Below are 24,558 nucleotides of genomic sequence, written 5' to 3'. Positions count from 1 at the left end.
CACCATGCGAAGAATCACGGGAAGGCGCCAGCGCGCCCATCGGAGCGGCAGCCGGGGACGGAGGGCGCAAGGCGCCCTCGCCGCCGCCCTGGTGCTCGCCGCCACGGCCGCGATCCCCTCCGCCCTGGCCGGCGAGGCCGCGGCAGGCGGCCACGACCTCACCGTCTACGTCTCGGCGGACGGCCGCCAGGGAGCGGCCGGCACCCTGGAGGACCCGTTCCCCACCGTGGAGGAGGCGCGGGACGCCCTGGCCGGGCGCACCAGCGCCCACCACCCGGGCACGGTCTACATCCGCGAGGGCGTGTACGACACGTCGAGCACCATCGCCCTCGAAGGCGCCGGCAACTCCTATGTCACCTACGCCGCCTACCAGGGCGAGGAGGTCGAGTTCACCGGCGCCAGGACCCTGGACCCGGCCCACTTCCAGCGGCTGGCCGACCTCACCGGAAGCGCGGCCGACGACCCGCGGTGGTCCTCGCGCTCCCGGGTCCAGGACTCGGTCTACGACCAGGTCTACGTCTACGACCTGGGCGCCGAGGGCATACCCACCGGCTCGCTGAACAAGAACGGCTTCAACTGGCAGGCGCAGCCCTTCGCCCCCGAGCTGATGACCGACGACCAGGCCCAGACGCTGGCGCAGTACCCCAACGGCGACGCCACGATGGACAAGACCTCGCTCGGCGTGGCCGAGCCGTTCCGCGGCGCGCGCGACTACTTCTCCGACAAGACCGCGGACGGCACGACGCTGCCCTACGAGGAGATGCTGCAACTGCCGGGGCCGGTGTACACCGTCACCAGCCCCGAGGTCGCCGAGCGGTACACGACCTGGGCGCCGCCCACCGACCCGTCCGCCGAGTCGGCGACGAACCAGCCCGAACGGGACATCGACAACACCACCTACGAGACCGACGGCTGGCTGGCCGGGTACTTCGGCAACAACTACGGCAACGACCGGGTGCGGATCTACTCGATCGGCCAGGAGGGCCTCGACGACGAGGGCCAGGCCGCGGGCTGGAACGTGCGCACCAAGTACCCCACGATGTACGCCGCCACCGACAAGTGGACCTCGTTCGTCGCGCAGAACGTCCTCGGTGAGCTCGACACCGAGGGCGAGTACTACATCGACCGCTGGGAGGGCAACGACGTCCTCTACTACCTGCCGCCCGGCGGGACGATCGAGGGCAAGGACATCACCCTGACCTCCTTCGACAAGCCGTTCTTCTCGCTGGAGAACGTGACCGGCGTGACGCTGCGTGGCCTCAGGTTCAACGGCTCGACCAGCAGCGGCGTGCAGCTGCTCGACGCCGAGTCCTGCACCCTCGACCACCTGGAGATCCAGAATGTCAGCCTCGACGCCGTGACCATCGGCGAGGCCAGCGACGCGATCACCGCGGTCGCCGAGTACACCACCAGCCGCGGCGGCCACGGCAACCGGGTGGTCGACAGCAGCCTGCACGACCTCGGCGGCGGCGGGGTGTTCCTCGCCGGCGGCGACCGGGACTCCCTCTCCCGCGGGGACAACGTCGTGGAGCACAACGAGATCTACAACTTCTCGAAGCTGGCCACCTACACCCCGGCCGGCTACCTCTACGGCGTCGGCAACACCTTCCGGTACAACTACGTCCACGACGCCCCGCACATGGCGGTGCAGATCATGGGCAACGACATGGTGATCAGCCACAACAGGTTCGAGCGCCTGGTCACCAACGCCTCCGACCAGGGGATCATCTACTCGGGCCGGGACTTCACCTACCTGAACAACGAGATCTCCTACAACTACTTCGGCGACGTGCCCGGCAACAACCAGGCGATCTACATGGACGACGGCATGTCGGGCATGGTGGTCCACCACAACTACTTCGCCGACATGGAGCACGGCCTCTTCTACAACTCGGGCCACAGCAACGTCGCCTCGGACAACGTCTTCCGGAACGTCGAGACCGTCGGCCACGACAAGCTCTACCACGAGGGCGGGCGCAGGCTGCCGGTCTCCAACGCCAAGGTCGTCATCGAGCGCTTCAACGACATGCTGAAGGCCGGCGACGGCACCGGCTTCACCAACACCGCCGCCAACGTGGAGCGCTGGTACCGGCACTACGCGCGGCAGTACCCGAACATCAGGGACTGGTACGTGCCCGCCGACTCCTCGGGCGAGGTCTGCACCGAGGTCGGCACCGCCGAGTGCACCGACTCCTACGTCTGGGAGAACCCCGACTCGGTGTACGTGCCCTCGCACAACGTGCTGACCCGCTCGGTGCTGATCGCCACCGGCGGCTTCGCCTACAACGACGACGCCGACGGGGACACCGTCGCCACGTTCAGCCCCGGCTTCGACTCCCTGAGCGTCAGCGGGCAGGACCCGGCCGACTTCGCCTTCGACCCGGAGACCGGCAGGTTCGACGCGCGCGCCTCCTCCCTGGCCGGCGCCGACGGCTTCGGCCGCGGATGGCTGCAGGAGTGGAACCGCACCTTCACCCTGGAGGGCATCGGCCCGCGCGACTGAGCCGCGCCGGCCGACGGCCGCCACCCGGGCCGCGGGGCCCGGGTGGCGGCACGGCTCACACGAACTCCCCGCCCTCGTAGAACTCCTCGATGCCCGCGAGCCCCGACACCAGCGTCACGAAGTCGGCCTGCGGCGAGGGCCCGCCGCTGCCCAGGATCTTCTGGGCGTCGTCGAAGTAGTCGTCGCGGCCCTTCGTCTGGTCGTAGAAGGCGCGCACGAAGCCGAACAGCCGGTCCACGAACCGGCGGTAGGCCTCCTCGTACCGCTCCCCCGCCTTCACGGCGTCCTCCGGCTCGTCGAGAATCCGCGCCACCGTGGCCGCGGCCGTGGTGCCGCCGCGCAGCGCGAGCGTCACGCCGGTGGACAGCAGCGGGTCCACGAAGGTGGCCGCGTCCCCGACCACGAGCCAGCCCGGCCCGTGGAAGCGGGAGCAGGTGTACGACCAGTCCTTGATGGTGCGGAAGCCGCTGACCCGGTTCGCTCCTGCGACCATCTTCGACACCTGCTGCGAGGCCGCCACCTGCTCCTCGAACAGCTCCTCCGGGCTCAGCCCCGACTCGCCGAGCAGCCTGGTGGGCGTCACGTAGCCGACGCCCGTGGTGCCGTCGCTGAAGGGGATGAACCAGATCCAGCCGCCCGGCCTGCGTTCGGCCAGGATGTTGCCCTGCTTCTCCCCCTCCTCCCGCGCGCAGTCCTGGAAGTAGGCCCACACGGCGAAGTTCCGCAGGTCCTCCTGCCACTCGACCATGTCGAAGTAGCGTCCGAGCCAGCGCTGCTGGCCCGAGGCGTCCACGACCACGTCGGCGTGCGCCTCGGTCAGGGGGCCGCCGCGGACCTGGTAGCCGACGCCCGTCATCCGGCCGTCCTGGAACAGCGGGTTCCTGACCGTGGCGTCCTCGATCACCCGCACCCCCAGCTCCCTGGCCCGGGTCAGCAGCAGCAGGTCGAAGTCGGCGCGGCGCACCTGGAAGGTGTAGGGGTAGGGGCCGCCCTCCTTGAAGGAGAAGTGCCACAGCGGCAGGCCGCGCCCCCACACCAGGCTGCCGCCGTATTTCTTGACGAAACCGATCCCTTCCAGCCGCTCCCGCAGGCCGAGTTGCTCGATGGTGGGCCACATGCCCGGGATGAGGGACTCGCCGATGTGGTAGCGGGGGAACTTCTCCCGTTCGAGCAGGAGGACGCTCCTGCCCTCCTTGGCGAGCAGTGCCGCCGTGCTCGACCCGGAGGGGCCGCCTCCCACGACGATGACGTCGAAGTGCTGTCCGCTCATTGTTCTGCTTTCTCTCGGGTTTCTCTCGTGGGTCTCTTGGGGGGTTTCTCGGGGGATTTCTCTCGGGGGGGTCTCTCGGGGGCCGGGGAGGCGGGGCGGGGCGTCCAGGCGGTGGTGCGCGGCGGCCTCTTCCGGCCGGCCCCAGGCGGCCGCGGCGGCGGCCGTGAACGGCGCGCCCGGGCCGGGGGAGTCCCGGACGCGCCCTCTCCCGGACCCGGCGGGGCTTCCGCTCCCCGCGGCCCGGGTCCTGGGCGGCTCAGCCCTGCGCCGCCATGCGGCCGCGCACGGTGGCCACGGCCGACAGGGCGATGGCGGCCACGTCGGCCGGGGCGCCGTTGCGCGCCCACTCCTCAAGCCGCAGGATGTCGGCCGGGCCGAGCTGCGGCGGGAAGCGGTCCACGGTGTCGAGGACGAAGAAGTCCGGGACGAAGTCCGCCCCGCGCAGCCGGGCGAGCACCCCCGCCGCCGTCTCCCCCGGGTCCCGCTCGCCCGCCGCGGCGGCGGTGAACTCCTCGCGGGCCGTGGCGAGCAGCTCGTTGTAGCCGTGGTGGCCCGGGAAGACCGAGCCGTAGTGGTCGATCTCCTCCAGCTTCCGCAGCTCCGCGTCCGAGCCCGTGCCGAGCAGCGCGCCGACGGCCCCGGCCGGCACGAACTGGCCGAAGCGCAGCCCGGTTTCCAGCAGGGACAGCGCCGTGCGCCACGTGATGTGCTCGTGGGTGGAGGCCAGCATCATGGAGACGAGCCCGTCCTGGGCGGCCAGCAGCTCGCGGCCCATGCGCTCCAGGGGGGCGAACCTGTCCCGCCCGAAGTGCCCGGCCCGCGCCGCCTCGATCAGCCGCCAGGCCAGGCCGTTCGCCTGCTCCAGGCCGGTGATCAGCCCGCGGTTGAAGAAGGGGTCCACGTATCCCGCGGCCTCGCCGATGACGCACCACCGCTCGCCGACCGTCCTGGCCGAGGAGTACTGCTGCCGCCCGGTGGCCTCCCAGGGCGCCTCGGGCTTGGCCGCGGCGAACAGCGGAGCCACGCTCGGGTAGGCGTCGAGGAAGGCGGAGAACTCGGCCTCGGGCGACTCGCCCCGCGGGTGGCGGTCGACGTCGAGGGTGAGGCACACGGCGCTCAGCCCGTGCGTGGCCCGCGGGTGGTTGCCGAAGCCGTAGACGGACAGGTGGCCGCCGGCGAAGACGTGGTGGACGCTGCCCTCCTCCCAGGGCCTGGGCGGGGCGAACGAGGGGCCGCCGTAGACGCTGCCCACCTCGGTCAGGCCCGACATGTGGGTGTAGAGGGAGCGGGTGCGCAGCCGCAGGCCGGTCGGCTCCTCGCGCAGCCCGAGGGCGGCCACGAAGGGCGAGTCCCGGTCCGAGGCGTCCACCAGGTAGCCGCCGAGGAGGCGCCGGCCGCTGCCCGTGGTGAGCAGCACCCCGTCCCGGCGCACCTCCACGCCCCGCACCGGGGAGTCGAGGACCGCACGGGCCCCGTGGGCGAGCGCCGTCCGCAGCAGGTAGGCGTCCACGTCCGGGCGGTAGAGGTTGGGCTCGGGCGGGACGTCCGGCGGGTTGAGCTGGAGGACCTCGGAGGGGTCGAGGGGCCGGCCCGCCCGGTGGTAGAGGAAGCTGTGGCAGCGCTCCCGGCCGCTGCTGGGTCCGGTGGCCTCGCTCAGCTCGTCGAAGGAGGCGAGGTGGGCGACCTCGGGCAGGCCGTAGCGGGCGGCGATGGTCCGCAGCAGCACGGGCGCGGGCGGCGTCAGCATCTCCCCGCGGACCAGCCGTCCGTCGGTGGGGCCGTCCACCAGGACGACGCCGATGCCCTGCCTGGCCAGGGCCGCGGCGAGGATCGAGGCGATCAGTCCCGAGCCGAGCACGATCACGTCGTGCCGTTCGGCGTCCCCGGGCCCTGTGGTGTTCGCTGGCATGCTCAAGCTGTTCCTTCCGCTCACTGGTCTTGCGTCGTGCCGGGCTCGGCCGGGGCGGGCAGCATGCCCTCCCTGACCATCCAGGCCGTGTAGGTGTCGAGGAGCCGCTCGTCGAGCGGCGGGCAGTCGATGCCGCTGCCCGCGAGGGCGCGGCGCAGCTCGTCCACGCGGTAGCTCATGGAGTCCTGGCCGGCGTGGACGATCTCCCGCATGGTGTCGACGAGCAGGTGCAGCGGGTTGCCCTCGCTCACGCCGATGTCCGCCTGCAGCAGTGCGAGGAATTCCTCGCCCGGGATCTGTTCCACCGCCCAGCCGCTGCGCACGAGGTGGCCGATCATGTCGTTGAAGGCGATCCGCTCGGGGTTCACCAGGTGGAAGGCGTCGCCGAACTCCCGCGTGGCCGTGGAGATGTGGACCAGGGCCCGGCAGACGTAGTCGGCCGGCGTCATCTCCACCAGCATGTCCAGCAGGGGCGCCCTGCCCAGTTGCACGCAGCCGGCGATGACGGCGGTGGTGAAGCTGTTGCTCATGCAGGCGCCGGTGCGGGAGTGCCCGGTGATCTGGCCCAGCCGGTAGACGTTCACCGGGATGCCGCGGGCGCGGGCGGCCAGCACGACGTGCTCGCTGACGTACTTGCTCTGCACGTAGCCGTTGACCAGCCGCCCGGCGCGGTCGAGCGGGTCCTTCTCGGCGAAGACCGTGGTGAGGTCCTCGGGGACGCCCCAGATCGCGAAGGTGGAGACGTGGTTGACGGGGGTCAGCGGCCCGCGGCAGGCCAGGCGGAGGATCTCCTGGGTGCCGCCGACGTTCGGCGCCTTCAACTGGCGGTAGGTGTGGACGAAGTTGACCAGGGCGCCGTTGTGGTAGATCGCGTCGAGCCGGTGGGCGAGGGCGTCGAAGGGGGCCTCGCCGAGCCCCAGCAGCGGCTTGCCCAGGTCGCCCGGCAGGACCTCGATCCGCCGCTCGGCGTCCTTCGGCCAGGGCACGTACCGTTCGACGTTGCGCCGCAGCCTGGCCAGTCCCTCGGCCGGGTTCTCGCAGCGGACCAGGCAGTGCACGGTGGCCCGGGTCGACCGCAGCAGCTCGTCGAGGAGGTGGGCGCCGACGAAGCCGGTGGCGCCGGTCAGCAGCACGTGGGCCGGGTTCCGCCAGTCGGCGCGGGTGGGGGCGCCGGGCCTGATGTCCTCGGGGAGTTCGCCTTCGCGGGCGAGCCTGGCCGGGTCGGTCCAGTCGGCGAGGGCGCGCTCGGGGCCGCCGGCGGCGCCTGGCAGCGCGTGCTCCTGCTCGGCGAGGCCGGTGATGTGGGCGGCCCAGGCGTCCAGGGTGGGGTCCTCGAAGAGCCGCGGCAGGGCGGGGGTGACGGCGAGCTCCCGCTTGCAGGCGGTCACGACCTGCATGCACAGCAGGGAGTCCAGACCGAGGCCGAGCAGGTCGGTGTCGGCGCCGATCTCCTCGGCGGGGGTCCACAGGGCCTGGGCGAGCTGGGCCCGCAGGTGGTCCGCGACCAGGGCCCCGCGGTCGCCGGGCGCCGCCTGCCGCAGCCGCTCCAGCAGGGCGGGCCGCGTCGCCTCCTCGCCTGCGCCCGCCGCCTCCCGGGCGCCGTCCGCGGCGGCGCCTTCCGCCCCCGGCTCCCCCAGCGCGAGGGGGCGGCGCTCGGTGAACCAGTAACGCTCCCGCTGGAAGGCGTAGGTGGGCAGGCCGACGGGGTCGTAGGGTCCCGGCGGGTACACGGCGGGCCAGTGCGGCCTGAGGCCGAGCGTGTAGAGGAGGCCGAGGGCGTTCCTGATCTGCTCGGTGTCCTCGGTGCTGCGGCGCATCGAGGCGATCCACTGCCGCCCGCCCTCGGGCAGGCAGCCCGAGCCGAGGCCGAGGAGGGTGCGGCCGGGCCCTGCTTCGAGGAAGACGGTGAAGCCGAGGCGGTCGAGGGTCGCCATGCCCTCACGGAAGCGGACCGCCTCCCTGGCGTGCCGCGCCCAGTAGCCGGGGTCGGCGAGCTCCGCCTCGGTGAGGGGGGCGCCGGTGAGGTTGGAGACGAGGGGAATCCGCGGCGGGCGGGGGGTGACCTGCGCCGCGGCCTCGCGCAGCCCGTCGAGGGCCGGCTCGACGAGCGGGGAGTGGAAGGCGTGCGAGACGCGCAGCCGCCTGGCCCGCACGGAGCGCTCCGCCAGGCGGGCGGCGAGGGCGTCGACGGCCTCCGCCGCGCCGGAGAGCACGGTGTCGCGTGCGCCGTTGACCGAGGCGACCGAGAGCCGGCCCGCGGCCCCGGGCACCGCGGCGGCCTCGGCCAGCGCCTCCTCCTCCGGCAGGGGCACCGCGATCATGGCGCCCGGCTCGGGCAGGGCCTGCATCAGCCTGGCCCGCGTGGCGACCAGGAGCAGCGCGTCGGGCAGGTCGAGGGCCCCGCTGACGCAGGCGGCGACGTACTCGCCCACGCTGTGCCCGAGCACCGCGCCCGGCTCCACGCCGAAGGAGCGCCACAGCTCGGCGAGCGCGTACTCGACGGCGAACAGGGCGGGTTGGGTGTACGCGGTGCGGTCGAGCAGGGCGCCGCCCTGCGCCCCGTCCGCGGCGTCAGGGGCTTGTGTGCCGCCGGCCGGGTCCCGGCCGTCCCGGCCGCGCGAAACGTCCTGGTGGTCCCGGCCGCCGGCGTAGCCGAGGATCTCGGTCAGCGGCCGGTCGAGGTGCGCGCGCAGCAGGCCGGCGCAGCGGTCGATGGCCTCGCGGAAGGCGGGTTCCGAGGCGTAGAGGCCGCGGCCCATGCCGGGGTACTGGCTGCCCTGGCCGGTGAACAGGAAGGCCACCTTGGCGCGGCGGGTGGCGGCGGCGCGCCCGTGGACGAGGCCGGGCGCGGGCTCGCCCGCGGCGAACCGGCCGAGCCGCTCGCGCAGTTCGCCGGCGGAGGCGGCGACGGCGGCCAGCCGGTGCGGGAGGTGGGCGCGGCCGAGGGCGGCGGCGTGTCCCAGGGCGGCGAGCGGCGGCTGTTCGGCCCCCAGCCAGTCGGCGTAACGGGCGGCCAGGGCGCGCAGCGCGGCCTCGGAGCCCGCGGAGAGCGCCAGCAGTTCGTGCGGGCGGGTGGGCACCTCGTGCGGGGTGCGCGGCGGGGGTGCGCCGAGCACCATGTGGAGGTTGGTGCCGCTGGCCCCGAAGGAGCTGAGGCCGGCGTACGGGCCGCCCTCGCCGGCCGGCAGGGGTGTGGGCGCGGTGGGCACCCGCAGGCGCAGCCGGTCCCAGTCGAGGTTCGGGTTGGGGGTGCGGAACCAGGGTTGCGGGGGGACCTGCCGGTGGGTGAGGACGAGCGCCGCCTTCAGCAGGCCGGTGGCGCCGGCGGCGGCCTCCAGGTGGCCGACGTTGGCCTTGGCCGAGCCGACGAGCAGGGGGCGGTCCGCGGGGCGGCCGGGGCCGAGCGCGGCGTCGAGGGCGCGCAGTTCGATGGGGTCGCCGAGCGCGGTTCCCGTGCCGTGGGCCTCGACGTAGCCGATGTCGTCGGGGGTGAGTCCGGCGTCGGCGAGGGCGGCCCTGACGACCTCCTGCTGCGCGCTGCCGCTGGGGACGGTGAGGCCGCTGGAGCGGCCGTCGTGGTTGGCGGCGCTGCCGTGGATGACGGCGAGCACCGGGTCGCCGTCGGCGGTGGCGTCGGCGAGCCGCTTGAGGACGAGCAGCACGCCGCCCTCTCCCCTGCCGTAGCCGTCGGCCGAGGCGTCGAAGGTCTTGCAGCGGCCGTCGGGGGCGATGGCACCGGCCTTGCTGACGAGCACGAAGCCGTAGGGCATCAGCATCAGGTTGACCCCGCCGGCGAGCGCGAGGTCGCACTCGCCCTCGCGCAGGCTGCGGCAGGCCAGGTGGGCGGCGAGCAGCGAGGAGGAGCAGGCGGTGTCGACGACCTGGGCGGGGCCGCGCAGCCCGTACTGGTAGGAGATGCGCCCGGCGAGGAAGGCGGGTTCGCCGAAGACCTGGTAGGGGTTGACGTCCTCGGGGCGGCTGAGCTGCTGGCGCATGCGCACGTAGTCGCTGGTGCTCGCGCCGAGGAAGACGCCGGTGCTGCTGCCGGCGAGGCCGTCGGGGGGCAGGCCGGCGCGCTCCAGGGCCTCCCAGGAGAGTTCGAGGATCAGGCGGTGCTGGGGGTCCATGCCGACGGCCTCGTCCGGGGTGATGCCGAAGAGGGAGGCGTCGAAGGCGGCGACGTCGTGGGAGGCGTCGAGGAAGCTGCCGTGGATGCTGTACGCCTTGCCCGGGGCCTCGGGGTCGGGGTCGAAGACGGCCGTCGCGTCGGCCCGTTCCTCGGGGAAGCGGCGGACGGTGTCGGTGCACTCGCTCAACAGGCGCCAGAAGGACTCGGGCGAGTCGGCGCCGCCGGGCAGGCGGCAGGCGGCGCCGATCACGGCGATGGGCGAGGTCCGGCGCTGGTCGGTGAGCTCGCGTTCGGCGAGGAAGCTCCGCAATCGGCTGATGGTCTGCAGCGCCTGGCCGAGGCGCGCCCGGTAGTCGACTTCCGCTTCCGTCATCCCACACCATTTCCTGTCGGGCCTGTCGGCTTGTGGCAGTTCTGTCCTGATCCCGCGGACTTAGTCGGCATGCACCTGAATTGGCCGATATCTACAGTTGTCGCCCGTTGTCGGCCGTTGTCGCCGGTTGCCGTCTGACGCTGACTGCTGTCGACCGGTGCTGACGGGCGCCGGCTGGTGAGCGGGCCCGGGGGCGGCCGGGCGCCCGTTCGGCCTCTGCCGGGTCTCGTCGGCTCGGGCTCGAACGGGGCGCGGGGGGCCCGGCGGTGCGCGGCCGGGTGGCCGCGGCGTGATCCGCGGGGCGCGTGTGGATCACCGGGCCCCCCGCACCGAGCGTGGCAACGCGATCTGGATTCCTGGTCGAGAGCGGCCGGTCTCCGGGCCGGGCGGCGGGGCACGACCCGCCACGGTCCGCCACGGCCCACCGCGAACCGGGCGGGCGCATGCGGCAGGTTGAGCGCCGCGGGGCGCCCACTCCGGCGCGCGACGCCCGCATTCACTCCGGTGAGCCTTGACCCGCCCTCAAGTCCCTTTCCCGACGCTGCTGATGACGCCCAGGACCCTCCCGAGACGTCAGGCCCGCCGTGCCCACCCTCCTGGAGCTCTCGTGTCCCTCGCAGCGACCGACCTGGACTGGGTCACCACCACGACGATCGGGGGCATAGCGCTCGTCCTCGCCGTCGGCACTCTCTTCGTGGCACTCGCCCGCCGCCTGCGGCAACCCGCCGTCATCGGCGAGATCGCCGCCGGCATCTGCCTGGGGCCAAGCCTGCTCGGTCTCCTGCCGGGCGACCTGCCCGAACAGTTCTTCCCCGGCGGGGTGCGCGGCTACCTGTCGGTGGTCGCCCAGATCGCCCTGGTGCTCTTCATGTTCATCATCGGCTGGGAGTTCGACTTCGACACGCTGCGCGGCCGGGGCCGCACCACGGGCGTCGTCTGGTTCTCGGCCGCCGCCCTCCCGCTGAGCCTGGGCGTGGGCCTGGCCGGCCTGCTCTTCGGCTCCTACGACACCGTGGACGGCCACCGCCTCGACTTCGCCGACTTCGCCCTGTTCATGGGCACCGCCATGTCCATCGCCGCCTTCCCCGTGCTGGCCAGGATCATCTGGGACAGCGGCCTGCACCAGACCAGGCTCGGCGCCCAGGCCCTGGCCCTGGCCGCCCTGGACGACCTGCTCGCCTGGTGCCTGCTCGCGGTCGTCACGGCCCTGGCCACCGCCTCGGGAGCCGGGGGCTTCCTCGACGTCATCGGCTGGGGCGCGGTGTTCATCGCCGTCATGCTGGCGGTGGTACGCCCCTGCCTGGCCCGGCTCGCCCGCCTTGCGCCCCGGGCCGGCCACCACCTGGCGACGCTCGCCGCCGCCGGGGCGCTCGGCTCGGCCTACCTCACCTCGGAGATCGGGCTCCACCCCATTTTCGGCGCCTTCGTCTTCGGCCTCGTCATGCCCCGCCACACCGAGACGGAACTCCTGCACCAGGCGGCCCGGGTGCCGCTGGAGCACGCCGGGCGCCTGCTGCTTCCGGTGTTCTTCGTGGTGACCGGCCTCTCGGTGGACCTGACCTCGATGACCGCCACCGGGGCCGTGCACATGCTGCTCATCATCGCCACCGCCTGCCTGGGCAAGCTGGGCGGGGTCCTGCTCTCCGCCCGGATGAGCGGCATGGGCTGGCACGAGTCGGCCACGCTCGGCCTGCTGATGAACACCCGCGGCCTCACCGAGCTGGTGATCCTCAACATCGGGCTCGACCTCGGCCTGCTGGACACCGAGTTGTTCACCGCGATGGTGATGATGGCGCTCGTCACCACCGCCATGACCTCACCGCTGCTGACCGTGATGCTCCGCCATGGGCGAAGCGACGTGACGACCAGGGACCGGCCCGTGGCCGGAGGGGAGAGGAGAGAGCGTGGAGTTCGACTGGACCGCTGAGCAACGCGCCAGGTACGAGGAGACGCTGACGGCCGTCCGTGAGGCGTTCCCGCCCAGGGAGCCGGGCACGGAGCCCTACACCCGCAAGGACTGGCGCAAGCTCGGCGATCTCGGCCTGCTCGGCCCCCCGGTGCCCGCCCGCTACGGCGGCCGCGGCCTGGGGGCCCTCGACAGCGCCCGCCTGATCGAGGCGCTCGGCCGCGGCTGCGCGGAGACCGGCCTCGTCTTCGGCGCCAGCGCCCACCTGTTCGCCTGCGCCATGCCCATCGCCGAGTTCGGCAGCGAGCCGCTGCGGCGGGCCGTGCTGCCGGGTCTGTGCTCCGGGGAGCTGATCGCGGGCAACGCCATGACGGAGGCCGACGCGGGCTCCGACGTCGGCAGCCTCGCGGTCACCGCGACCAGGACGCACGGCGGCTGGGTGCTCAACGGCGAGAAGAGCTTCGTCAGCAACGGGCCGGCCGCCGACGTCTACGTCGCCTACGCCACCACCGACCCCAAGGCGGGCCCCTTCTCGGTGACCGGCTTCGCGGTGGACCGCGGCCACCGGGGGCTCACGGTCGGCGAGCCCTTCGGAAAGATGGGCCTGTGGCAGTGCCCGGCGGGCGCGATCAGGTTCGACGACTGCTTCGTGCCCAACGAGCGGGTCCTGGGCCAGGAGGGACAGGGCGGGCTGATCTTCCAGTACTCCATGGGCTGGGAGCGCTCCTGCCTGTTCGCCGGCTACCTCGGGCTCGCCGACCGGCTGCTTGAGCGGTGCGTGGCGCACGCCAGGCGGCGGCGGCAGTTCGGCAGGAGGCTGGCGCAGTTCCAGGCCGTCTCGCACCGCATCGCGGAGATGAAGCTGCGTCTGGAGGCGGCCAGGCTCCTGCTCTACCGCGCCTGCTGGGAGATGGACCGGGGGGAGGACGCCAGGCTCTCCATCGCCCTGTCGAAGCTGGCCGTCTCCGAGGGGGTGCTCGCCAGCGCGCTGGACGCGGTGCGCGTCTTCGGCGGCCGCGGCTACCAGAGCGCCGACGGCATCGAGGCGGCGCTGCGCGACGCGGTCCCCTCGGTCCTCTTCTCCGGCACCTCCGACATTCAGCGGGAACTCATCGCGAAGGAGCTCGGGCTGTGATCTCCGCCAAGGCCCCCGGGGCGGACGGCCCCCTGCACGCGCTGCTGGCCGCCTCCGCGCGCCGCGCCCCGGACGCGCTCGCCGTCCAGGGCCCCGAGGGGTGCCTCACCTACGGCGAACTGGACGCGCTGGCCGGCCGGTACGCCGCCGCGCTCGCCCACCGCGGCGTCGCCCCGGGCGACCGGGTGGTGATCTGGAGCCACAAGTGCCTCGACGCGATCGCCGTGATGCAGGCCGCGCTGCGCCTCGGCGCCGTCTACGTGCCGGTCACCGGCGCCAACCCGCCCCCCAGGCTGACGCTGATCACCCACAGCGCGCGGCCCGCCCTGGTGGTGGCCGACGAGGACGCGCTGCGCCGCGCCGCGGCGGCGGGCTGGGCGGAGGCCGCGCTGTGCGGCTTCGCCGAACTGCGGGCCGCGGCCGAGGGGCTGACGGCCCCCGCGCCCCACGCCTGCGGCCCCGATCACCCGGCGTACATCCTGTACACCTCGGGATCGACCGGGGAGCCGAAGGGCGTGTGCCTCAGCCACCGCAACGCGCTGGCCTTCGTCGCCTGGGCCGCGGCCGAGCTGGAGGTCGGCCCGGAGGACCGGCTGTCCAACCACGCGCCGTTCAACTTCGACCTGTCCGTCTTCGACCTGTACGCGGCCTTCCTGACCGGCGCCTCGGTGCACCTGGTGCCGCAGGAGATGGCCTACGCCCCGGCGCAGCTCGTGGCCTTCCTCAGGGAGCGGGAGATCAGCGTCTGGTACTCGGTGCCCTCGGCGCTGAGCCTGATGATCCGCGAGGGAGGGCTGCTCGACGGGCCGCCGCCCCCCGCGCTGCGCGCCTGCGTCTTCGCCGGCGAGCCCTTCGCGCCGCACCACGCGCGCGCCCTGCGCCGGGAGTGGCCCAAGACCCGCCTGCTGAACTGGTACGGGCCCACCGAGACGAACGTCTGCACCTCCTACGAGCTCACCGAGGCCGACCTGGAGGGCGAGGCCCCGCTGCCCATCGGCCGGGCCTGCTCGGGCGACCGGGTGTGGCTGGACCCGGAGGAGGGCGCCGAGGGGGAACTCCTGGTCTCCGGGCCGACCGTGATGCTGGGCTACTGGGGCCGCGAGCCGCAGCGCGGGCCCTACCGCACCGGGGACATCGTCCGCCGGGACGCCGCGGGCGTGCTGCACTACGCCGGGCGGCGCGACCACCTCGTGAAGGTGCGCGGCCACCGCATCGAGCTGGGCGAGATCGAGGCGGCCCTGTCCACGCTCGACGAGGTGGCCGAGGTCGCGGTCCTCGTCACGGGCACCGGCCTCGGGGCCAGGCTGCACGCCGTGGTGGTCCCCGCGGGCGAGCGCGGCCCCTCGCTGCTCGCGGTCAAGCGCAGGTGCGCGGAACGGCTGCCGACGTACATGATCGTCGACCGGCTCTCCCTGATCGGCGAGCTGCCCCGCACCGACAACGGCAAGCTGGACCGCCGCCTGCTGACCGCGCGGGCCGAGGCGGGCGAGTTGTAGGCCCGCCCGGCCGCCCGTCGCCGCGCCCCGCCGTCCCGGAGAAGCCCCCGGGACGGCGGGGCGCCGGCGCGTTCCCGGCGAGGCGCGTTCCCGGTCCGGCGCGTTCCCGGCCAGGGCCGGCGGCGTGGCCGACGGCGGTCCCGCGCGGCCCGTGGCGGTCCCGCGCGGCCCGTGGCGGTCCCGCGTGGCGCCGCGCGGACCCTTGACCCGGCTTCGAGGTCCGCTCCAGACGCCGGGGAGACGGTAGATCCGCGCGCGCCATCCACCACACGACCACCGCTCCGCTACGGAGGAACCATGAGTTTTGGCGGCGAGGAGGCAGTGGCCGTCGTCGGCGCCGGCTGCCGCTTTCCCGGCGGCGGCACGGGGGCCGACGGCCTGTGGCGGCTGCTGCACAGCGGCACCGACGCCATCTCCGAGGTACCGCCGAGTCGCTGGGACCTGGAGCGGTACTACGACCCCGACCCGGACCGCCCGGGCACGATGCACACCCGCTGGGGCGGGTTCCTGCCCGACATCGAGCGCTTCGACGCCGCGTTCTTCGGCATCTCCCGGCGCGAGGCCAGGCAGATGGACCCGCAGCAGCGGCTGCTGCTCGAAGTGGCCTGGGAGGCCCTGGAGGACGCCGGCATCGTCCCCGGCGACCTCTTCGGCAGCCGCACCGCCGTCTACACCGGGGGCCTGGGCGCCGACTACTACCTGCGGCACGCGCACGAGGCGGGCATCGCCGCGATCGACCCCTGGTACGCGACGGGCAAGGAGACCAGCTTCGCCTCCGGGCGGCTCTCCTACCTCCTCGGCCTCAACGGCCCCAGCCTCTCGCTGAACACCGCCTGCTCCTCCTCCCTGATCGCCGTGCACCTGGCCCGGCAGTCCCTGCTGTCGGGCGAGTCGGACGCGGCGCTCGTCGGCGGGGTCAGCCTGCTGCTCGCGCCCGAGCTGACGGTGTTCATGTGCAAGGCGGGCGCGATGTCGCCCGAGGGGCGCTGCAAGGCGTTCGACGCGAGCGCCGACGGCATCGTCCGGGGCGACGGCTGCGCCGTGGTGGTGCTGAAGCGGCTCGGCGACGCGCTCGCCGACGGGAACGACGTCCTGGCCGTCATCCGCGGCTCCGCGGTCAACCACGACGGGAACAGCGCCGGCCTGACCGTGCCCAGCGCCACCGCCCAGCAGCGGCTGCTGCGCGCCGCGCTGCACAGCGCGGGCATCGAGCCGGGCCAGGTGGGCTACGTCGAGGCGCACGGCACCGGCACCCCGCTCGGCGACCCGATCGAGGCCTACGCCCTGGGCGACGTGCTCGGCAAGGGCAGGCCGAGGGAGAACCCGCTGCTGATCGGCTCGGTGAAGACCAACCTCGGGCACACGGACGCGGCGGCGGGGCTGGCCGGCCTGCTGAAGGCCGCGCTGATCGTGCGGCACGGGGAGATCCCGCCGCACCTGCACCTGCGCGAACCCAACCCGAACATCGACTGGGCGGGCTGGGGCCTCGGCGTGCCCGAGGCCGCGGCGACCGTGCCCTGGCCGGGGCCCGACGGCGCGCCGCGGATCGCCGGGGTGAGCGCCTTCGGCCTCAGCGGCTCGAACGCCCACGTCCTGCTGGAGTCCCCGCCCCGGCCCTCCGCGGCGCCACCGGCCGGGGAGGCCGGGTCCGGGAGCGGCACGGCAAGGGAGGGCAGGAGCTGCCTGGTGCTGCCGGTCTCCGCAAAGTCGGGCGCGGCCCTGCGGCAGCTGGCCGCCGCGCACCGCGAGCGGCTGACGGCGCTCGGCCAGGGCGCGGGGGGCGCGCTGGAGGCGTACGTGGCCACCGCCGCCACCCGGCGCACCCACCACGCCGCGCACCGGCTGGCGGTGACCGGCGGGGATGCGGCCGAACTCGCCGGGGAGCTGGGGGCGTTCCTGGAGGCGCCGGAGCCCGCGGCCCCGCCGCAGGAGGCGCCGGCGTACGAGGGCACCGACCCCGAGGGCGCAGGGAGCGGGATCTGCTTCGTGTTCTCCGGCCAGGGCGGCCAGTGGCCGGGCATGGGCCTGGACCTGCACGCCGGGGAGCCGGCGTTCCGGGAGGCGCTCGACGCCTGCGAGGAGGTGATCCGCGAGGCGGCCGGCTGGTCGGTGCTCGCCGAGCTGCGGGCCGAGCCGGACCGATCCCGCCTCACCGACACCGAGTTCGCCCAGCCGGTGATCTTCGCGGTGCAGGTCGCGCTCGCCGCCCTGTGGCGTTCCTGGGGCGTGGCGCCCGCCGCCGTGGCCGGGCACAGCATGGGCGAACTCGCCGCGGCGCACGTCGCGGGGGCGCTCGGCCTGGCGGACGCGGCGCGGATCGCGGTGCTCCGCGGGCGGCTGCTGACCGCGGAGGCGGCCAGGGGCCGGATGGCCGCGGCGGCGCTGCCGCGGGACGAGGCGGCCGAGCTGGCCGCGCCCTTCGGCGAACGGCTGGGCCTCGCCGCGGTCAACGGCCCGCGGAGCACGGTCGTCTCGGGCGAGGAGGCGGCCGTCGCGGAGTTCGCCGACCTGGTGCGGGCCGGGGGCGCCACCTGCCGCCTGCTGCCCGGCGGCTACGCCTTCCACCACCCGCGGCTCGCGCCCCTGGGCGGGGAGCTCGCGGCGCGGCTCGCGGACCTGCGGGTGGAGGCCGCACGGATACCGCTGTTCACCACCACGCCTGGCCCCGACGGGGCGCTGCCCGCGCAGGCGCCCGCCCTGGACGCGGGCCACTGGGGGCGGAACGTCTCCTCACCCGTGCTCTTCGCCCCGGCCGTGGAACGGATGCTCGCCGCCGGGCACCTGAGGTTCCTGGAGATCGGGCCGCATCCCGTGCTGGCCCAGCCGCTCGCCCAGTGCCTGGAGGAGGCCGGGCTCGACGGCCTGCTCCTGCCCTCGCTGCGGCGCGAGACCGACGACGTGCGCACCGCGCGCGCCTCCCTCGCCGCCCTCTACGCGAGCGGCGCGCGGATCGACTGGGAGGCGGTCGGCCCGCGCGGCGGGCTGAGCCGGGACCTGCCGCGCTATCCCTGGCAGGGCGAGCGGCTCTGGTTCGCCGGGCCCGCCGCCGCGCCCGCCGCGGCGGGCCCCGCCGGAGGCGTGCCGGAACTCGGCGCGCTGCGCGGCGAGTTGCGCGTCTTCGACGCGGCGGGCCGCCTCCTGGGCGAGGTCGCCGACCTGCGGCTGAACCCGCCGGCCGGCGGGGGCGAGGCGTGCGGCGCCGCCGCCGCGGCGGGCGAGGCCGCGCCGCCTCCCGCGGGGCGCACCGCGTCCCCGGCCGGGGCGGCCGCCGGGGTGGCGCCGCGGGAGAGGGCCCAGGACGCGCCGCCCGGCGGGAGTGCGCGGGCCGGTGCGCCGCGGCCGGGGCGCGAGGCGCTGGCCGACCTGGTGGCCGCGCACGCCGCCGAGGTGCTGGGGCTGTCCGGGGGCGCCCTGCCGCCGCGCCGGCAGGGCTTCGCCGAACTCGGCATGGACAGCCTGGGGGCGGTGGAGCTCGCCAGGCTGCTGCAGCGGTCGCTTGGCGTCCGGGTGCCGAAGACCGCCGGCTTCGACCACCCCACGGTCGAGCGCCTGGCCGGCTACCTCGACGAGTTGCTCCCCGCCGCCCCGGTGCCCGCCCCGCACGAGCCGGCACCGCGGCCGCAAGCCGCGGCACCGCAGGCGCCCGTTCCGGCGCCCGTTCCCGCCGCGCTCCCGGCGCCCGCGCCCGCACCGGCCGAGGCGCAGGCGCCCGCGCGGGACGCGGCGCACGCTCCGGCGCACGCCGCGTCGCGAGCGCCCGCGGCCGCCGAGCCGCTGGCCGTGGTGGGCATCGGTTGCCGCTTTCCCGGCGGCGGCACGGGCCCCGAGGGCTTCTGGCGGATGCTGCGGGAGGGCGTGGACGCCATCGGGCCCGTTCCCGAGGGCAGGTTCGGCGGCTCGCGGGTGTGGCAGGGCGGCTTCCTCGACGGGGTGGACGAGTTCGACGCGCCCTTCTTCCGCATCCCGCCGCGCGAGGCGCGGGTGATGGACCCGCAGCAGCGCATGTTCCTCGAGGTCGCCTGGGAGGCCCTGGAACACGCCGGGCAGCCGCCCGCGGCGCTCGCCGGCACCCGCACCGGGGTCTTCCTCGGCATGAACTCCACCGACTACGCCCAGATCGTCACCAGCCACCCGGACAACGTGGACGCCTTCTACGGCACGGGCAATTCCTTCACCGCCGCGGCGGGCCGGCTCTCCTACCTGCTCGGCGTCCACGGCCCGAGCCTCGCCGTGGACACCGCCTGCTCCTCCTCGCTGGTCGCGGTCCACCTGGCGGCGGCCAGCCTGCGCGCCGGCGAGAGCGAGATCGCCCTCGCCGGCGGCGTCAACCTCATCCTCAGCGACACCATCCACCGCTCCACCAGCGTCTCGGGGGCGCTCGCCGCCGACGGCCGCTGCAAGACCTTCGACGCCGCGGCCGACGGCTACACCCGCGGCGAGGGCTGCGGCGTGATCGTCCTCAAGCCCCTGTCCCGCGCGCTCGCCGACGGGGACGAGGTGCTGGCCCTGCTGCTGGGCTCCGCCGTCAACCAGGACGGGCCGAGCAGCGGCCTCACGGTGCCCAACGGCCCGGCCCAGGAGGACCTGGTGCGCCGGGCGCTGGCCGCCGCGGACGTCGACCCGGCCGAGGTCGGCTACGTGGAGGCGCACGGGACCGGCACCCCGCTCGGCGACCCCATCGAACTGCAGGCGCTCGGCGGGGCGCTGGGGCGGCGCGAGGGCCGAGAGCCCTGCCTGGTCGGCTCGGTGAAGACCAACATCGGCCATCTGGAGGCCGCCTCGGGCATCGCGGGCCTGATCAAGGCGGTGCTCGCGCTGCGGCACCGGGAGATCCCGCCGCACCTGCACTTCCGCGAGCCGAGCCCGGAGATCCCCTGGGAGAACCTGCCGCTGCGCGTGCCGACCGCGCCCACGCCCTTCGCCAGGCACGGCGCACGCCGGGTGGCCGGCGTCAGCGCCTTCGGCTTCAGCGGCACCAACGCGCACGTCGTGCTCGCCGAGGCCCCCGAGCCGGCCGCCCGGCCGCCCGAGCCCGCCGCGCCGCCCGCGCCCGCCGCCCGCACGGCGCTCGCCGCCCGCGGCGCCTCGGGGATGGTCGCGCTGCCGCTCTCCGCCGCCTCCAGGGCCGCGCTGGCCGACCGGGCCCGCGCCTTCGCCGACCTGCTCGCCGGGGAGGGGCCGGACGCGGAGGCCCTGGGGGCAGAAGATCCGGCGGCGCAGGAGCCGTCCGGGGCGGGGCGGCCGGGCCGGGAGCCCTCGGGGGCGGGGCCCGCGCGGGAACCGGCGGCGCCCGATCCCGCCGACGTCGCCTACACCGCGGCGCTGCGCCGCGGCCATCTCGACCACCGCCTGGTGGCCGTCGGCCGCAACGGCCGCGAACTCGCCGCCCGGCTGCGCACGTTCGCCGAGGGCGGCACCGGCAACGGCATCGCCGCCGGGACGGCGGGCGAGGAGCCGCGGCACGGGCCGGTGTTCGTCTTCTCCGGGCACGGCTCGTACTGGCGCGGCATGTGCCGCGACCTGATCGCCGAGGACCCAATCTTCCGCGCGGCGATCGAGCGCTGCGACGCGGCCCTCGCCCCTTACCTGGACTGGTCGGTGGCCGGCCGGCTGGCCAGGGCCGCCGAGCTCGACGACGAACTCGACCAGCAGCTGCTGCTCTTCGCCGTGCAGTACGGGCTGGTCGCGGTGTGGCGGGCGCTCGGCGTCGAGCCGGCCGCCGTCGTCGGGCACAGCATGGGCGAGGTCTCCGCGGCCCTGTGCGCCGGGGCGCTCGGCCTGCCGGAGGCGGCGCGGGTGATGGCCCACAGGACGCGGCTGCTGCGGGACCTGGTCGGCCGCGGGGGCATGGCCGTGATCGGCCTGGACGCCGAGCACACGGAGCGGGAGCTGGCCTCGTTCGCGGACCGGGCCTGGGTCTCGGTCGTCAACAGCCACCGCTCCACCGTGGTGTCGGGCGAGACCGCCGCCCTCGCCGAACTGGAGGCGAGCCTGCGGCGGCGCAACGTCTTCTTCCGGTCCGTCGCGGCCGGCGGGCCCGCGCACAGCCCGCTCGCCGAGCCGCTCCGGGTCAGGCTCGAGGAGCGGCTGAGCGGACTCGCCGCCGCGCCCTGCGCCGTCCCGATGTACTCCTCGGTCACCGGCCGTCCGGTGACCGAGGAACTGGACGCCGGCTACTGGGGCCGCAACCTGCGCCTGCCGGTCCGCTTCGCGGAGGCGGTCAGGGCGCTGACGGCCGACGGGCACGACACCTTCGTGGAGTTGTCCGCGCATCCCCTGCAACTCACCCCGATCGAGCACGAGCTGGACGCCGCGGGAGTGAACGGCGGCGTGCTGGTGCCCTCGCTGCTGCGGGAGGAGAGCTCCGCGCTCACGCTGCTGACGGCCTTCGGCACGCTGCACGCCCGGGGCCGCCGGGTGGACTGGCGGGCCCTGCACCCGGGCGGCGGGCGGCAGGCCGATCTGCCGCGCTATCCGTGGCAGCACCGGCGCTACTGGGTGGAACACGACGCCAGGCCCGCCGCGGGCGCCCCCGCGGCGGTGGGCCGGCCGGGCGCCGCGCACCCGCTGCTCGGGCGCGAGTTCGAAACGCCGGGGCGGGTGCGGCTGTTCGAGACCGAGATCGGGGCCGAGCTGGCGGACGCGCTGGGGGCGGGCCCGGTGGAGGGCGTGCGCCGCCTGCCCGCCGCCGGCTGGCTGGAGATGGCGCGGGCGGCGGCCGAGCGGGAGGACCGGGCCCACCGGCTGGTGGACGTGCTGCTGCCGCGGCCGTTCGCGGCCTTCGAGGCCGAGCGCTGCCTCGCGCAGCTGGCCTTGGAGCCGCGGCCCGGCGGGGAGTGGGCCTTCACGCTGCACGCGCGCCCCGGGGAGCCCGCAGGGGAGCCCTTCCGGGTGCTGGCCTCCGGGCGCGCGGTGCCGGGGCGTGGCCGCCCGGCGCTCGCGCCTGGCGGAGCGCGGGCGCACTCCGCGCCGGACGAGGCCCTCGTCTCCTGGTCGGCCGCGGCCTGCACGGGCGGCGAGGCGGCGCCGCGCGCGGTGTCGGCCTGGCGCGGGCCGGACGCGGTGGAGGTGGAGCTCGCCTGCCGCCCGGCCACCCAACGCTGGGGGCTGCGGCCGGACGTGCTGGAGGCGGCGCTGCTGCTGCCGCGGCTGCTCGCGGGCGAGGCGGCCGCGGGCTTCGTGCCGGCGCGGATCGGCTCCCTGGCGGCCTTCGGCCCGGCCGGGGACGCGGTGCGGATCGGGGCGCGGCTGCTGCCGGGCGCGGAGGGCGAGGTGCGCGCCGACGTCTGGCTGAGCACGCCCGCGGGCGCGCCGGTGGCGGAGCTGCGCGAGGTCTGCCTCGCGCCCGCGCCGGGGATCGCGCTCGACCCGGCCGAGCACCGGCGCCTGGCGGACAGCCTCTACCTGCTCGACTGGCGGGAGGTTCCCGCCCCTGAGGCCGCAGGGCACGCCTCCTCGCCCGCGCCGGTGGCCGCCTCCGGCACCGCCCGGGAATCCGCTGCCGAGGCGGCAGGCGAGGCCGCTGCCGAGGCCGGGGAGGCGGGGAACCGGGCCCGGACGACAGGCAGTTGGGTGGTGGTCTGCGACCGCGGCGGCGTGGGCGAGGCCCTGGTCCGGCTGCTGCGGGAGCGCGGGGACGAGGTGGTTCCCGTGACCGCGACGGCGCCCGGGGAGGTGCGTGAGCGGGTGACGCGCGCGCTGCGCGCCGGCGCGGAGGGCGCGGCCCACCGTGGGGTGGTGCACCTGGCCGCCCTCGATCTGCCCGACGCCCTGCCCGAGGCGGGGCCGGACCCCGCGGGCCTCGCGGAGGCGGCCGAGGCCGCGGCCTCGCTGCTGGCCGCCTCCGCCGCCGCGTTCGCCGTCACCGGGCGCAGCCCGGCCCCCGCGCGCGTGCACTGCGTGACCCGGGGCGCGGTCGCCGTGTTCCCGGGCGAGCCCTGCGCCCCGTTGCGGGCGCCGGTGCACCGGCTGGCCGCGGTCGCCGGGGTGGAGCGGCCGCCGGTGTGGGGCGGCGTGCTCGACCTCGATCCGCGGCCCGTGCCGCCCGGCCCCCTGGCCGCGGCGGGGACCGGGACGGAAACGGAGGCGGAGACGGCGGCCGCCACAGAGGCGGAGGCGATCCTGGCCGAACTGACCGGCTGGGAGGCCGGGCCAGGCGGCGCCGGGCCCGCCGAGGACCACCTCGCCCTGCGCGGCGGGCGCCGCCTGGCCGCCCGGGTGGTGCGCCACCCCGCGCCGGGACCGGTGCTCGAACCCGTCGCGCTGCGCCGGGACCGCACCTACCTGGTGGCGGGCGCCGAGGGCGAACTCGCCGCCAGGGCCGCCGACTGGCTGGCCGCGCGCGGCGCGGGCCGGGTGGTCGCGGCCGGGCGGCTCGCCGGCGGGGAGCACGGAAAGGCCGGCGCGCCTGGGGAGAACGCCGCGGCGGACGCGGTGACCCGGCTGCTGAAGGAGGCCGAGGGGGCGGGTGCGCCGGTGGGGGGCGTGGTCTGGCTTGGCGTCGACTGGCGCCTGGACCAGCCCGCCGCGGCCCTGCCGGAGGCGGCCGAGCTGCGGAAGCTGCTGGCCGAACGGGCCCGTGGCGCCTGGCTGTTGCACGAGGCCTGCGCCGAGGAGGGCCTGGAGCTCGACCTGTTCGTCCTCTTCGGCTCGGTCGCCTCGCTGTGGGGCGCCGCGGGAGCCTGCCGCCAGGCGGCCCCCGACGGCCTGCTGGCGGCGCTGGCCGCGCACCGCGCGGCGCTCGGCCTGCCGGTGTGCGAGGTGGCCTGGGCGCCGTGGGACGAGGTCGGCCTGCTGGACGACGCGAGCCGGGCGCTGCTGACCCGCAGCGGTCTCGAACCGATCCCGCCCGGCACCGGGTTGCGGCTGCTCGACCTGGCGCTGGCCGGGCAGCGCGGCCCGGTGGCCGCCGCGCTCGCCGACTGGAGCCTGCTGCTTCCGCTGTACCGGCAGTCGCTGCCGTGGCCGCTGTTCGACGAGATGGCGGCGGCCGGTGCGGCGACCCCGGACGGCGCCGAGGAGCTGCTGGCCAGGCTGCGGTCCCTGCCGCCGCGGGAGCACGACGAGTTGCTGCTTGACTGCGTGCTGGAGGAGGTGGCGGTGGTGCTCGGCGTCGAGTCCCCGGCCGATCTCGACCCGGCCCAGGGCTTCTTCGAGATCGGGATGAGCTCCATCACCTCGCTCGAACTCAAGGTGCGCCTGGAGCGCAGGTTCGGCTGCGAGCTCCCGGCGACCCTGGCCTTCGAGCAGCCCACGAGCGAGGCCATGGCCCGTTACCTGGGCACCGAGGTCCTGGGCACGGCGGACCCGGCGGGAGCGGAGCCCGCGCCGGAGACGGACGCGGCGAAGGCGCCGCCCACGGACCCGGCGGGGGCCGATCCCGGCGCGGGGCCAGGCGAGGAGGCCGGCGAGGGCCTGGTGCCAGGGCCGGCGGACGGCGCCGGGGGCGACGAGCTGCTCGCGCTGCTCGACCAGGAGATCAGCGCCGCCAACGACCTGATCGACCGCGGGCGTTCGCATTGACCGGCACCGCGGCTACGACGGTGCCCTGCACCGCGACCGGCGCCCTGCCCGGCACCGAGGCCACGACCGTGCCCGGCACCGTGCCCGGCGCCGCGACCACCGCCGTTCCCCGGGCCGTTCCGCCCGGGGCCGCCTCCGGGGCACGGGCGGCCGCGGTGCCGGTCGACCGCCGCCCGACCGGGCCGCAAGCCCCTCTGGACGGCCCGCGCATAGCGTGCGGGACGACGCCGCCGGCCACGGCCCCCGGGCCCGCCCGGCCGCCACGCCCCGGGCGGCGCGGGGCGCGAGGGCGCGCGGCGGCGCGGGGCACACGCG

The 24,558-nt window shown here is 75.7% G+C and carries 8 protein-coding genes; 5 read left to right on the top strand and 3 right to left on the bottom strand.

Annotated elements, in window-relative coordinates:
• Positions 1-4 precede the first annotated feature (4 nt).
• On the top strand, positions 5-2,503 hold the full coding sequence (locus tag D7294_RS09525; protein WP_147450799.1) for a right-handed parallel beta-helix repeat-containing protein: 2,499 nt from the start codon (positions 5-7) through the stop codon (positions 2,501-2,503).
• A gap of 55 nt (positions 2,504-2,558) precedes the next feature.
• Here the strand turns inward: D7294_RS09525 and D7294_RS09520 are convergent, their stop codons facing one another.
• The 3 genes from D7294_RS09520 to D7294_RS09510 all read right to left on the bottom strand — a co-directional run bounded on the left by D7294_RS09520 (position 2,559) and on the right by D7294_RS09510 (position 10,184).
• Positions 2,559-3,773, bottom strand: coding sequence for an NAD(P)/FAD-dependent oxidoreductase (locus D7294_RS09520; RefSeq protein ID WP_120677582.1), 1,215 nt, complete (start codon positions 3,771-3,773; stop codon positions 2,559-2,561).
• A 256-nt stretch (positions 3,774-4,029) separates the two neighbouring features.
• A complete protein-coding gene (locus D7294_RS09515; protein ID WP_120677580.1) occupies positions 4,030-5,682 on the bottom strand; it encodes an NAD(P)/FAD-dependent oxidoreductase in 1,653 nt (550 codons plus the stop codon).
• 20 nt (positions 5,683-5,702) lie between these two features.
• Positions 5,703-10,184: a type I polyketide synthase gene (locus tag D7294_RS09510; RefSeq protein ID WP_120677578.1), complete on the bottom strand. Its 4,482-nt coding sequence runs from the start codon at positions 10,182-10,184 to the stop codon at positions 5,703-5,705.
• A gap of 607 nt (positions 10,185-10,791) precedes the next feature.
• Here D7294_RS09510 and D7294_RS09505 point away from each other — a divergent pair.
• The 4 genes from D7294_RS09505 to D7294_RS09490 all read left to right on the top strand — a co-directional run bounded on the left by D7294_RS09505 (position 10,792) and on the right by D7294_RS09490 (position 24,243).
• Entirely contained in the window at positions 10,792-12,111 is a 1,320-nt protein-coding gene (locus tag D7294_RS09505) for a cation:proton antiporter (RefSeq protein ID WP_241562226.1), read from the top strand.
• Positions 12,089-13,225: an acyl-CoA dehydrogenase family protein gene (locus tag D7294_RS09500; RefSeq protein ID WP_120677574.1), complete on the top strand. Its 1,137-nt coding sequence runs from the start codon at positions 12,089-12,091 to the stop codon at positions 13,223-13,225. Before D7294_RS09505 ends, D7294_RS09500 begins: the two co-directional genes overlap by 23 nt.
• Positions 13,222-14,721: an amino acid adenylation domain-containing protein gene (locus D7294_RS09495; RefSeq protein ID WP_241562225.1), complete on the top strand. Its 1,500-nt coding sequence runs from the start codon at positions 13,222-13,224 to the stop codon at positions 14,719-14,721. The genes D7294_RS09500 and D7294_RS09495 overlap by 4 nt, the downstream gene beginning before the upstream one ends.
• Positions 14,722-15,018: 297 nt before the next feature.
• Complete coding sequence (locus tag D7294_RS09490) at positions 15,019-24,243, top strand: type I polyketide synthase (protein WP_120677572.1); 9,225 nt, start codon at positions 15,019-15,021, stop codon at positions 24,241-24,243.
• The last annotated feature ends 315 nt before the right edge of the window (positions 24,244-24,558 follow it).

It is taken from the genome of Streptomyces hoynatensis, assembly GCF_003626535.1.
Classification (GTDB): domain Bacteria; phylum Actinomycetota; class Actinomycetes; order Streptomycetales; family Streptomycetaceae; genus Streptomyces; species Streptomyces hoynatensis.
The sequence above is the reverse complement of the archived record's forward strand: the minus strand, read 5'-3'. Positions and strand labels throughout refer to the sequence as shown.